Genomic DNA, 12,380 nt, shown 5'->3' on the forward strand with positions numbered 1-12,380 from the left:
CGCAAGCTGGATTTGACCCGCCACCCTAGCCTGCGCAGTTGTCTGATGATCGGGCGCATCGTCAAGGAGCACGAGCTAGCGGTGAGCAAAGACAATGCCGACTTTCGCGCTTTGTGTGCCGACGTGCTGTTGCCCCGGGCCGGCAAGCGCTATGAAGAGGGATCCCAGTTGCTGAATTATCTGCTAGACCAACTGCCTGGCTAGGTCTTCTGCCTGTGGGTGCGCTCTGGAGGTCGATGAACCCTGTGCCGATTAGCTCTCAACCCTTGAATACGGCCACTCACGGCTCCTCGCTAGCCGACGTGTTGGAGCGGGTGCTGGATAAGGGCATTGTTATTGCTGGAGACATCACCGTTTCGGTGGGCAATGTGGAGCTGCTCAATGTCCGCATTCGGCTGCTGATCTCTTCGGTGGACAAGGCCAAGGAGATTGGGATCAACTGGTGGGAATCGGATCCCTATCTCAGCAGCCAGGCGCGGGAGCTGCTGGAAACCAACCGCCAGTTGCTGCAGCGGGTCAGCGAGTTGGAAAAGCAACTGGCCCAAGCTTTGCCCAAGGGAGGCAATGGTAAGGAGTGAACAACTCCCGACACCCATCTTCGTTAAGTCAACACAACATGGCTGACGCCACGCTGCGCGCACCGATAGCGTACGGGCTTCCCGCTTCCCAGACTTGTTGGTACAGAGGTCTCAGCGTGCGGCCACCCTGCAACCCACGGCGGGAAACTCTCCAGAGATTTAACTTGTGCTCCCCACTTGTAGCACGAACGGCTTTCATCCCGACACTGATTGGCTCTTCACCCATACAGTGCGGGGCTTCGCGCCGATTAAGCTAACACACTGCCCCACCAGCGGGGCCAGGGATCCCAGGCTAGACTGGCAGGTGGGGTGGTTTGATTGAGGTGACGCGCATGGCGGTTGGGATCGACCTTGAGCAGAGAAACAGGTGCCAGCTAAGGGGGCTGGCCTGGGCGGTGGGGGTGGCGCTGCTGCTGGCGATCCCCAGCCTGGCCTGGGGGCAAAGCCCGCGTGCCATCAGCATTAGCGCCGATGTCCAGGAGGCCAATGCCAACACGGGGGTGTTTGTAGCCACCGGCAACGTCACCCTCAGCTTCCCTGCCGAGCGCCTCACGGCCCGCGCCCAGAGAGCAGTGTACTACAGCCAGGAGCAGCGAATCGAGCTGGAGGGCCAGGTTACCATCCGCCAAGGGGAAAATCAGTTGCAAGCAGAAAAGGTCATCTATCACATCGAAAAAGGCACCATCCAGGCCGTGCCAGCAGCAGGAGGCCAGGTGGAGTCCGTTTATGTGCTACCGGAACCAACTGCAAGCCCCTAGCTAAGGCTTAGATCCAGATCCTGCTGAGAGAAGTGCTCCTCCGCTGTCGGCTTCTGGAAGAAACGCCCACGAAAGGATTCGAACCTCCGACCCCTGGGACCGGAACCCAGTGCTCTAGTCCGCTGAGCTACGTGGGCAGTGCATAGCCCCTATCCTACCCTCCAATTTCGCCTGCCTGCAAGTCTCGCAGGGGAGCAAAGCTACGGCGGTGCTGGGGGCTCGGCCCCAAGCGCTGCAGCGCCAATCGGTGCTCCTGGGTGCCATAGCCGACGTTGGTGCGCCAGCCGTAGCCGGGGTACTGCTGATCCCAGCTCTGCATCAGGGTATCCCGCCAGACTTTGGCCACGATAGAAGCGGCGGCGATGGAGAGGCTGAGCTGATCCCCCTTGATCATCGCCGTCTGCCGGGATCCCAGCTCTGCCAACGGCAACCCATCCAGCAGGATGTGCTCCACTTCCCCCACCTGCGCCAGCGCCCGTTGCATGGCCAGCAGCGTGGCCTGGCGAATGTTGAGCCGGTCGATCTCGGCAGCAGAGGCACTGCCAATGCCTACGGCCAGGGCTACTTGGGCAATCCGCTCCGCCCAGTAGGCACGCTGCGGCGGGCGCAGTTGTTTGCAGTCCTTCACCCCTGACAGCGCCTCCGGCTCCAGATGGGCCGGCAAGATCACCGCTGCTGCCACCACCGGCCCGGCCAGAGCCCCTCGCCCCACCTCATCCACCCCCGCCACGCGCTGCATCCCTCGTTGCCACAGGGATCCCTCCCACCTCAGGCTGGGTTGCGCTGCCTTGTCCATACCCCAAGCTCTGGAGTCAACGATACTCTAGACTGAGCCAACTGACCAACGGCGGGGTTTGCTCCCGGGCTCAACGGGCTGGCTAGCTGCTGCGGGAGCGCCGTCGTCTGGAGGCTGCCGGAGATTGCTGAGACGGGTCGATGACTACCTCCTGGGGCGTCACCGTTGCCGCCGGCTCCGCCATTGATGACAGAGGCGGAGTTTCCGACTCGGGGAGCTCTGGTGGGGGAAGAGTATTCACCGGCTCCTGCTCCGGCAAAGCGGCGGCTTCAGGGGGAAACCTCTCCGCCGTGCCGTTGCCAGAAGTTGCACCGGCCTCCGCCTCTTCCGGGCTGGCCATCTTTACAGTGCCCGGCAGGGCCACCATCACCACTGTGTCGCGGCCTGAGGGCGGTGGCTGATCCAGGAGCAACAGCGGCGACAGCCCTAACTCTGAGTAGACCCGCTGTTGCAAGGGGGTCATCTCCACAGTAATGGCTTGCCGGGCTGGACGGCTTTCTGGGAACTCCACCCCACCGGCGCGAGCGGATCGCCCAGAGGCGGACTGGTCTTTGCGGGAACCCTGCTCTTCCGCATCTTCTCCCCAGTCAGGACGCCGGGATTCTTTGCGCTTCTGCTCCGCTCCGCCCCCTGCCGGCGGCAAGAGATCTTCCCCCGGCGGCTCCAGGCTGCCCCCTTCTGCCCCAATGTCCCCGCTCCGGGAAACTGGGCGCTGGCCTACGCGGGGATCCACCCACTCGTCGCGGGGGCGTTTGCGCCCCACCTCAATCCGTGGTTCCTCCAGATCCGGTCGCTGTTCTGGGGTGGGACGGGAGCGGCGCAAGGAGACACGGCCTTCGGTTCGCGACACCCCATCGCTCCCCAGCCGCAGACGCGTCCGCTGCGAGTCGCCCTCCTGGAGCAGGCTTGGGCTGGAACCGTCCTCTTCGCCCTCCTCCCCCTCAGTAGGCAACGTTACCGGCAGGCCACTTTCGACCGTCAACAGCCGTCCTGGCTCAGCTCCTGGCAGGCGGGCCAGGATCCCTAGCCCCTCACAAGTAGGACAAGAGTGGCCGAAGATCTCGTAAAGACTTTGCCCCTGCCGTTTGCGGGTGAGCTCCACCAGCCCCAATTCCGACAACTGAACCACCTGAGGGCGGGCTTTGTCGTGGGCGAGGGCCTTGTTGAAGTGCTCCAAAACCAGCAACTGGTCGCGGCGGGAATCCATGTCGATGAAATCCACCACGATCACGCCGGCAATGTTGCGCAGCCTCAGTTGACGAGCAATCTCGGTGGCCGCCTCACAGTTTGTCCACAGCACTGTCTCGCGAGAGGTGGCCGATTGGGTGAAAGAGCCGGAGTTGACATCGATCACCGTCAGGGCTTCGGTGGGCTCGATGACGATGTAGCCACCGGAGGGGAGATCCACCCGCGGTCGCAGCGCCTGCCGGATGACTGCATTGACCCGGAAATACTCCAGGATGGGGGTGGGATCACGGTGGGCATCGACCACGACGCCGGGCGGCATCTGGCCCTTGTTCCAACCTTGCAGATAGCTGCGCACCCGCTTTGCGCCAGCAACAGAGTCGGTAACGATACGGTTTACATCCTCCGAGTAAACGTCCCGCAGCACCCGCTGGATAAAATCGTCGTCTCGGCTGAGCAGCCCTGGCCCTCGTGCCGCCTGATACTGCTGTTGAATATCCTCCCAGAGCTTTTTCAATTGCTCCAGGTCTTCGATCATCGCCTCTTCAGATACCCCCTCGGCCTCGGTGCGCACCAACAGGCCCATCTGCGGGGGTTTGATCAAAATGGCCAGCGACTTCAGGCGATTGCGTTCTTCCCGATCCTCAATGCGGCGGGACAGATGAACCCCTTTGCCGTAGGGTCGCAGCACCAAGTACCGCCCTGGAAAGGCCAGATCGCCGGTGAGGCGTGGCCCTTTGTTGCCGGTGGGCTCCTTCATCACCTGCACCAGCACCTTCTGCTGGGGCAGAACCAGCTCGGAGATGGAGGCATGGTTGCGCTTAAGGCGCAGCGGGCCTAGGTCGCTGACGTGAATAAAGCCGTTGCGTTCGCCGGAGCCGATGTTGACAAAGGCAGCGTCGATGCTGGGCAGGACGTTCTCGATGATCCCGACGTAGACATCTCCCACCTGGTGGGTGCCACTAGCAACAATCAGCTCTTGCACTTGGTCTTCAGCGAAGACAGCAGCGACGCGATGTTGCTCGTCAATGACAATCTGCCTGGGCATTAACCTTCCTCCCCGCCCCCAGGGCCTGCGGTTGTGGATTGAACCCTCCTTGCGGCGAGGTGCTGTTCTTTTGTCGGGATCCGCTCAATTAGCCAAAATCGATTCATCATGGGGCTGTCCATTACCCTAAGCTCTACTTTGACGGAGGATGACCGATTTGCTGGGCTTCCACTCCACCATCGATGAGGTGAATCCAAGCTCATCGCATCCTTAGGATTGGGTGGGATTTGCATGGGGATTCATGGATAGGCTCGGGAGGCAAGATGACACCACTCCGCCTCAGGCACCCCAGAAGAAATTAGATGATGGTTTGTGGCAGAAGCCCAATTGTGCCAGCCTAGATCCACAGAAAGACAGAGTTTGCACGCAGAAAGAAACACCTTTTCAGGGGAAAATAGAATGCTAGAGACAGGCCAAAGGGGCACACCTCTCTGTACCACCTATCAGCTGGGCCCTGTTGCGCCCGTTACCTGACCTGGGTACTGAGTTAGAATTGACACTCCCTCCGCCTGAAGGTGGGGGATTCTTACGTAGTCCACAGACGAACTCGTAAAGGCGTTGTCAAGCCGCCTCTAGACAGTTCCTTGGGGCAAAGTTCCAAGGTTCTGCTCACTTTTCTGTTCGCGTAGCGGGACAGAGTCCTTTCAGGTTGGCTGAGACGTTGGCATCCCCTAGGCGCTTGCCACCGCCCGGTTTTCTCACCGTGATTAGGTGCTCGCCTGGAAACAGTACGCCTCATCACTAAGTATACTAACTCTATAAGCACCATTGGCGAGCAACCAGAGTTGCCCATGGTCTCTTCGGCTCCACCTTAAAGTAAAAGTATGGGGCTGCCAAGTTATCTTTCTGTGTCTCCATTTCAGAAGATGCCTGCCCTGCCTTTGGCCAGGTTGATCCTGGCAAGCCCTGCAGCGGCAGAAGCCAGCAATAGAAATAGCGCTCGTCGGATCCCTCAGCCCAGACAGGGACGGGAAGCAGCCTTGGTCTCCTTTTTGTCCGGTTGATCCTGGGGCTGCTCCTCAGTTGGGATCGGAGGTGCCGTTGTCCCAGAGCAGTCGCAGCCGCTTGGCCATCTGTAGCGTCCAGCGGGGCAGGCCCAAGGCCTCGGCCATTTGCAGCAGTTGGGCGGGCCGCAGGTAAGCGCCGTCGTTGCGGCAACTGCCGCGGTAGAAGAGGCAGGCACTGCCGTCAGGGGCTAAGCCCTGGAACTCTAGGTAGTAAAGCAGGGGACGGGCATTGAAGAGGGAAGCTTTGCCCGCCTTGGAAGATTTCTCAATCCAAATTTCCCGCGCATCCAGGATCTGGGTAACCCAGGCAGGCCAATTGGCAGTAGGCGACTCGCAGCTAACAGTGAGCTGATACTCGGCGGCATAGACGGCTTCGGTGGCTGAGGGATCCCGCAGGCCAATCTCTTGAATGGCCTGGATGGAGATTTCGGGGGGCAGTTGCTCGGCAAGCAGGGCGCGCAGCTCCTCCGGGGCAAAGGGAGCCCCAGGGCGGGCCAGGAGTTCCAGATCGAGGATCTCCCCATAGCCTTCCTGGCCGATGGGCAGGGCGTTGGCGTTGGCCAGGCGGGGCATGGGGTGATAGCCGCCGCTAAAGGCCAAGGGCAAGCCGGCGCGCCGACAGGCCCGTTCCCACAGCCGCATCAGATCCAGGTGGCCCAGCCAGCGCAGATCCCCGGTTTTGCCGTAGGTGATGCGGAAGCGCTGGGCGGGCGGCTCTGGCTCGAGAGGATCCGGGGTGGGGGTGGGCCGGCTTTGCAGGGGCGGGACGGGCGGGGGCGGGATAACGATGTTGTGGCCAAAGCCGGGGCCGCAGATGCCGCAGGCGGAGCACTTCTCAAAGGAACAATCTTCCACCGTGATGGCTTCCAGGGCGCGGTGGTAGTCTTTCTGTAGCCATTTTTTGTCGATGCCGGTATCGATGTGATCCCAGGGCAAGGGATCCTCCAAACCCAGCTCGCGCATGGGGAGATGGGCGCAAAGGGCAACCGGGTCGGCGCTGGGATCCACGGCTTCGCCACCATAGGCCTTCACCCAGGCAGCATAGGCGGCGTCGATGTTTTCCCACCAGGCGTCCAGGCCAGCGCCGGCCCGCCAGGCCTGCTCGATCATGCGGCCCAGGGAGCGATCCCCCTTGCCGATAAAGTCCTCCAGGATGCTGAAGCGGATATCGGTGAAGTGGGCCTTGACCCTCCGCAGCCGTCGCAGTTCCTTTTGCAGCAGGCCCTGCTTGCGCTGCACGTCGGCGTAGTCTACCCGATGCCACTGGAAGGGCGTGTGGGGTTTGGGAACAAAGTTGGAGACCGTGAGGGTAAACTCCACCTTCTTGTGACCCAAGGCTGCACACTCTCGCTGCAGCATTTCGACAGTGCGGGCAATCCCAATGACATCGGCGTCGGTCTCGCCGGGCAGGCCAATCATGAAATAAAGCTTAATTTTGTCCCAGCCCTCCTGGACGGCGGTGCGGATGCCACGGATGAGGTCGGCATCGCTCAGGCCCTTGTTGATGATGTCCCGCAGCCGTTGCGTGCCCGCCTCTGGGGCAAAGGTCAGACCGGAGCGGCGGGATCCCTTCATGATGGCGGCAATTTGCCCATCGAAGCGATCCACCCGTTGGCTGGGCAGCGAGAGCGCAACCTGCTGGCCAAGGAGACGGTTGTGCAGCTCGGCCCCCACCGCCGGCAGGGAAAGGTAGTCGGAGCAACTGAGGGAGGAGAGGGAAAATTCGTTGTAGCCGGTTTTGCGCAGGCCCTGCACCACCGCTTCCACTACTGCTTCCGGCTCCACATCGCGGGCTGGACGGGTGAGCATGCCCGGCTGGCAAAAGCGACAGCCGCGGGTACAGCCCCGCCGCACTTCCATCACCAGGCGGTCGTGCACCGTTGCCACCAGCGGCACTAGGCCAATGGAGTACTGCGGTTGGGGCAGCGCTACGCGGCGGCGAATACGCTCCGGCACGCCGGGCACGATGGGTCGGGGCGGGATCCCCTCGTAGAACTGGGGCACGTACACCCCCGGCACCTGAGCCAATTCCAAGAGCACTTCTCGGCGGGGCTTGTGCAGGGATCCGGCCAAGACCCGGCCGATCTCCGGCAGTACCTCTTCCCCATCCCCAAAGACGAAGAAGTCAAAAAAGTCGGCAAAGGGCTCTGGGTTGGAGGTGGCGGTCGGCCCACCGGCAAAGATCAGGGGACACTCTTGCGGGGTGAAGGCTTGCCGTTCCCACCATTTGAGCGGGATCCCGGCCAGATCCAGCATCTCTAAGATGTTGGTGCCCCCCAGCTCGTAGGCCAGGCTGAAGCCGATAATATGGAAAGCGCGCAAGGGGCGGCGCGATTCTACGGCAAACAGCGGGATCCGCAACTGCCGCATCCGGGCCGCCAAATCCGGGCCTGGCAGATAGGTGCGGTCGCACAACTGATCCGGCTGGGCGTTGAGGATGTTGTAGAGAATGATGTGGCCCAGGTTGGAAGCCCCCACCTCGTACAGCTCTGGGTAACTCAGCACCCAACGCACCCGCGCCGAGTCCCAGGGGCGGTGGGCGGCGCCGAATTCTTTCCCCAAGTAGCGGGCTGGCCGCTGGATCTCAGGCGTGAGCAGGCGATCCAGATCGATGGGGCCTAGATGGGCTTGCGTGGCAGCCGGAGAGAGCATGGGGATCCGAGCAAGAAGTGAACGCAGCTACTGATCTGACTCTAGCCGAACTTTCCCGGCAGCCCAAACCCAGGGCGGATAGAACAGCAAAACTCTTTCTCAACCCCATCTCCCCTCTCCTTCTGGGAGAGGGGTTGGGGGTGAGGGCGCACATCACTTCGGCAACCGCTGCAAGGCCAGCACCAACTGTTCGTACTCAGCCAAATGGTTGTAAACCTGGGCCGAGATGCGCACCCAAAGCTGGCCGGCAAAGGGAATGATGGGAACTTCGATGCGGTGCATCTGCCAGAGGTAGTCGTGCAGGCGGCGGGCCCGCTCCGCCAAGGGCAGCTCCGGGATCCACTGTTGCCAGAAGGGTGGCAAGGGCAGGGTCGCCATGAAGCCCAACATCTTCTCAGGGGCGGGTGGGATCCCTTCCAGTTTTTCCAAGAGCAACTGCCGCGCCTGCAGCAGCAGCGTGTGGTTGTACCGGCGCAGCCTCTCCACCCCCAGCTCCCGGATGAAGGCCAGGGCTGCCGAGATGGCCAGCCAAGCGCTGGGATCGCGGGTGCCCACCCAGTCGAACTCGGCTGTGAACCCTTGCCCATAGCCGTGGGAGATGGCCAGGGGATGGGTTTGGGCCTGGCGGTGGGGGGCTACCCACAGAAAGGCACAGCCTTTGGGGGCAAACAGCCACTTGTGGGCGTTGCCGGTGTACCAATCGGCTCCTAGGCTTTCCAACTCCAGCGGGAGAACCCCCGGCGCATGGGCCCCGTCCACCAAGACCGGGATCCCGCGCTGCCGACAGAGGCCAACAAGCTCCGCCAAGGGGTAGATCAGGGCCGTGGGCGAGGTGAGGTGATCCACCACCGCCAGCCGAGTCTGGGGGGTGAGAATGGCTGCAAATGCTGCCAGAACCTGCTCCGGCCCCGCAATGGGGAAGGGGATCTGCGCTTCCGCCAGCACGGCCCCCCAGCGTTCACAGACATAGCGCAACGCCTGGCGGACAGCCCCGTAGCCATGGTTGGTACAGGCAATCTGATCCCCTGGCCGAAACGACAGCGAGCGCAACACCGTGTTGATGCCGCCAGTGGCATTTTCCACAAACACGAGATTTTCCGGTTCGGCCCCGACAAACTGGGCCAGCTCTGCCGCCGCCGCCCGCAAAGCCCGCGGCAGCTCTTCCCCCATAAACTGCACCGGCTGGGCCTCTAGGCGTTCTTGCCAAGCACTTTGGGCCTGCAACACCTTTTTCGGGGTCGCACCGAAAGAGCCGTGATTCAAAAAAATGGCCTGGGGATCCAGCCCCCACAACGAGCGGTCGCAAAGCGGTGCCTCGGCACTGGCAGCCGCTTCCAAGCAGCAGGGATCCGATCTGGCACTTGAGGAAAAAGACATGGCTGAGCCGCCTGGGTTACAAAAATCTGGGATCCGCGTCCAAGCAGCTTGCCCGGAAACTTAAAAGTGTCAAAGCTAGATGGACAGGGCTGCGGTCAGACCATCGGATTGGAGGAGAGTTCTTTAGCTTCATTGGCGGGAAGCCCCGCACTGTATGGGTGAATTGTGTTGACTCAAGAGCCAATCAGTGTCGGGATAAAAGCCGTTCATGTTACAAGTGAGGCGAACAAGTTAAATCTCTGGAGAGTTTCCCGCCGTGGGTCACACGGTAGCAGCACGCTGAGACCTCTGTACCAACAAGTCTGGGAAGCGGGAAGGCCGTACGCTATCGGTGCGCGCAGCGTGGCGTCAGCCATGTTGTGTTTGCTCAACGAAGATGAGTGTCGGGAGTCGTTCACTGCGGCTGCGAGCATTTTATCAAGGCTGCGGCAGGGTTGTATCTTGGGGGAGCGACAGGTTAAGTTTGTTGAAGGACTTTTAATAACCGGGTGTTCCTCTTCTCTATGAACAAGCCTCTATCCCCCCAGCGCTGGCTAATTGCCTTCGTGCTGGGCTTTTGTCTCTGGCAGGGATCCGGCCTGGTGCTGCAGCCACCACCTGCCTACGCCGCTCTGGCCTCTGCCCTCACCTACGACCGCTTCTTGCGCTACGTCGAGGAGGGGCGAGTTACCGATGTGCGCCTCCTCGATAACAACCTGGTAGCCGAAGTTACGGCTGTCGACCCCCAAACGCAGCGTTCTACCCGCTACCGGGTTAACCTGCTACCCAACACTGTGCCGCAACTGGTGGACCGCCTCACCGAGCAGGGGATCGAGGTGGCCGTAGTGCCTACCCGCGATGGCAGCGCCTTCTGGGCGATCTTGGGCAACCTGGTCATCCCGGTGCTGCTGCTGGGGGGGTTGTTCTTGTTCCTGCGCCGCGCGGGCGGAGCAGCAGGCGGCCCTGGACAAGCGATGAACTTCGGCAAGTCGCGGGCCCGCTTCCAGATGGAAGCCAAAACCGGCGTCAAGTTCGACGATGTAGCCGGGATCGAGGAGGCCAAAGAAGAGCTGCAAGAGGTGGTTACCTTCCTGAAGAAGCCGGAGCGCTTCACTGCCGTAGGGGCCAAGATCCCCAAAGGCGTGCTGTTGGTGGGGCCGCCTGGGACGGGTAAGACCCTCCTGGCCAAAGCCATTGCCGGTGAGGCGGGAGTGCCCTTTTTCAGCCTCTCCGGCTCCGAGTTCGTGGAGATGTTCGTTGGCGTAGGAGCCTCGCGAGTGCGGGATCTCTTCAAGAAGGCCAAGGAGAATGCTCCCTGCATCGTCTTCATCGACGAGATCGACGCCGTGGGTCGGCAGCGGGGGGCTGGCATCGGCGGCGGCAACGATGAGCGCGAGCAAACCCTAAACCAGTTGCTGACGGAAATGGATGGGTTTGAAGGCAACTCGGGCGTAATTGTTATTGCTGCAACCAACCGCCCGGATGTGCTGGATGCGGCGCTCCTACGGCCAGGGCGCTTCGATCGCCAGATTACGGTGGATCGGCCCAGCTTCAAGGGGCGTTACGAGATCTTGCGCGTCCATGCCCGCAACAAGAAGCTGGCGGAGGAGGTCAGCCTGGAGGCCATTGCCCGCCGCACTCCTGGCTTTGCCGGCGCTGATCTGGCCAACCTGCTCAACGAGGCGGCCATCCTGGCGGCTCGCCGTCAGCACAAGGCCATCACCAACCAGGACATCGACGACGCCATCGATCGCATCACCATTGGCCTGACCAAGCCGCCGTTGTTGGACGGGAAGAGCAAGCGCCTGATCGCCTACCACGAGTGCGGCCACGCCCTGCTCATGACCCTCTTGCCCCACGCGGATCCCTTGAACAAGGTGACCATTATCCCCCGTTCCGGGGGTGCCGGCGGCTTTGCCCAGCAACTGCCCAACGAGGAGCAGATCGACTCCGGCATGTACAGCCGCGCCTGGCTTTTGGATCGGGTGGTGGTCGGTTTTGGTGGTCGGGCAGCTGAGGAGATTGTCTTCGGCTACTCGGAAGTGACGACGGGGGCTAGCAACGACCTGCAGCAAAACACCAACCTGGTGCGGCAGATGGTGACCCGCTTTGGGATGTCCGAGTTGGGGCCGCTGATGTGGGATCCGCCCAACAACGAAGTCTTTTTGGGCGGTGGCTGGATGAACCGCGTCGAGTACTCCGAAGATGTGGCCGCCAAGATCGACCGACAAGTGCGGCAAATCCTGGAGAGCTGCTACCAGAAAGCCAAGCAAATCTTGCTGGAGCACCGTGCTCTGCTGGATCGCCTGGCCGACACCTTGGTGGAACGGGAAACCCTAGATGGGGACGAGTTTCGGGCCATTGTGGCAGAATATGTGCCCATCCCGGAGAAGATCGGGTTGCCCAGCCCGAAGACTGCCTAGGGATCCCCTCCCATTGCTGGATTGATTGGCTTAGGAGGGTGGTTGTTGGGGTTGGCGCCCGGCAACTGCCCTCTCCTTTTGCGGCTGTCGTCAACTGTTGACACTCCCCCCGACTAAAGTCGGGGGATTCTTACACAGTCCACAGACGGACTCGCAAAGGCGCTGTCAAGACGCCCCTAGACAGTCCCTTGAGACAAAGCCCCAAGGTTCTGCTTACCTTCCTCAGCAGGTTAGCGGCAGCATTGGCATCCGCATTCACCAACCACCCTCTTGCCGTTTGGTACAGCCCCCGCTTTACCCGCTTCCCAGAAGGTTGCCACCGGTCGGGTTTTTCACCGTAGTTGGGTAGCTCATCCCCATCCAAGGAGCTGGCTTGGGAACTGTACGCCTCATCCACCTCGATAAACTCAATGCCGTAGTGTTGACATAGCTCCTCCATGCGCTCCTTCAACCGCTCGGTGGAAATGAAGACAAAGTTTTGGTTGTTGCTCTTGCCTAGATTGCACTCTTGCTTTTGCCCTTGGTTCCAGCCAAAGATAATTCTCCCAATAGAGTGCTCTAGGCAGGAGTTGACAAC

The 12,380-nt window shown here is 61.3% G+C and carries 8 protein-coding genes, 1 tRNA gene and 1 pseudogene; 4 read left to right on the plus strand and 6 right to left on the minus strand.

The genetic code is table 11. From position 1 onward, the window contains the following. From NW863_RS03150 to NW863_RS03160, 3 genes and pseudogenes are all read left to right on the plus strand, one after another. Positions 1 to 204: pseudogene (locus NW863_RS03150) on the plus strand (gas vesicle protein GvpN); the annotation flags it as partial. Between the two features lie 32 nt (positions 205 to 236). Continuing rightward, positions 237 to 578, plus strand: a complete 342-nt coding sequence (locus tag NW863_RS03155; RefSeq protein WP_414364327.1) for a gas vesicle protein — start codon at positions 237 to 239, stop codon at positions 576 to 578. Positions 579 to 901: 323 nt separating this feature from the next. After that, positions 902 to 1,336, plus strand: a complete 435-nt coding sequence (locus NW863_RS03160; protein ID WP_414364343.1) for an LptA/OstA family protein — start codon at positions 902 to 904, stop codon at positions 1,334 to 1,336. Positions 1,337 to 1,399: 63 nt separating this feature from the next. On the opposite strand, the gene NW863_RS03165 is transcribed toward NW863_RS03160, so the two are convergent. From NW863_RS03165 to NW863_RS03185, 5 genes are all read right to left on the minus strand, one after another. Next, positions 1,400 to 1,473 (minus strand) — tRNA-Arg (locus NW863_RS03165). A 17-nt stretch (positions 1,474 to 1,490) separates the two neighbouring features. Continuing rightward, complete coding sequence (locus tag NW863_RS03170) at positions 1,491 to 2,132, minus strand: ribonuclease HII (protein ID WP_414364329.1); 642 nt, start codon at positions 2,130 to 2,132, stop codon at positions 1,491 to 1,493. 82 nt (positions 2,133 to 2,214) lie between these two features. Next, positions 2,215 to 4,365: an Rne/Rng family ribonuclease gene (locus NW863_RS03175; protein ID WP_414364331.1), complete on the minus strand. Its 2,151-nt coding sequence runs from the start codon at positions 4,363 to 4,365 to the stop codon at positions 2,215 to 2,217. Positions 4,366 to 5,384: 1,019 nt separating this feature from the next. Beyond that, positions 5,385 to 8,024 (minus strand): TIGR03960 family B12-binding radical SAM protein, encoded by a 2,640-nt coding sequence (locus tag NW863_RS03180; protein ID WP_414364333.1) that lies wholly within the window; start codon positions 8,022 to 8,024, stop codon positions 5,385 to 5,387. A gap of 153 nt (positions 8,025 to 8,177) precedes the next feature. Next, complete coding sequence (locus tag NW863_RS03185; protein WP_414364335.1) at positions 8,178 to 9,401, minus strand: aminotransferase class V-fold PLP-dependent enzyme; 1,224 nt, start codon at positions 9,399 to 9,401, stop codon at positions 8,178 to 8,180. A 503-nt stretch (positions 9,402 to 9,904) separates the two neighbouring features. On the opposite strand from NW863_RS03185, the gene ftsH reads away from it, so the two are divergent. After that, positions 9,905 to 11,803 carry an ATP-dependent zinc metalloprotease FtsH gene (gene ftsH, locus NW863_RS03190; RefSeq protein ID WP_414364337.1) on the plus strand — a complete coding sequence of 633 codons (1,899 nt, stop codon included), beginning with the start codon at positions 9,905 to 9,907 and terminating at the stop codon, positions 11,801 to 11,803. Between the two features lie 130 nt (positions 11,804 to 11,933). Here the strand turns inward: ftsH and NW863_RS03195 are convergent. Continuing rightward, positions 11,934 to 12,380: zinc ribbon domain-containing protein (locus tag NW863_RS03195; RefSeq protein ID WP_414364339.1), on the minus strand; the 447-nt coding region annotated here is incomplete at its 5' end.

The organism is Synechococcus sp. B60.1 (assembly GCF_047462555.1).
Lineage (GTDB): Bacteria > Cyanobacteriota > Cyanobacteriia > Thermostichales > Thermostichaceae > Thermostichus.

Bases quoted from the DNA above. Each gene is read 5' to 3' on its own strand.
- ftsH (WP_414364337.1), top strand. From the start codon at position 9,905: ATGAACAAGCCTCTATCCCCCCAGCGCTGGCTAATTGCCTTCGTGCTG.
- NW863_RS03180 (WP_414364333.1), bottom strand. From the start codon at position 8,024: ATGCTCTCTCCGGCTGCCACGCAAGCCCATCTAGGCCCCATCGATCTG.
- NW863_RS03155 (WP_414364327.1), top strand. From the start codon at position 237: ATGAACCCTGTGCCGATTAGCTCTCAACCCTTGAATACGGCCACTCAC.
- NW863_RS03175 (WP_414364331.1), bottom strand. From the start codon at position 4,365: ATGCCCAGGCAGATTGTCATTGACGAGCAACATCGCGTCGCTGCTGTC.
- NW863_RS03185 (WP_414364335.1), bottom strand. From the start codon at position 9,401: ATGTCTTTTTCCTCAAGTGCCAGATCGGATCCCTGCTGCTTGGAAGCG.
- NW863_RS03170 (WP_414364329.1), bottom strand. From the start codon at position 2,132: ATGGACAAGGCAGCGCAACCCAGCCTGAGGTGGGAGGGATCCCTGTGG.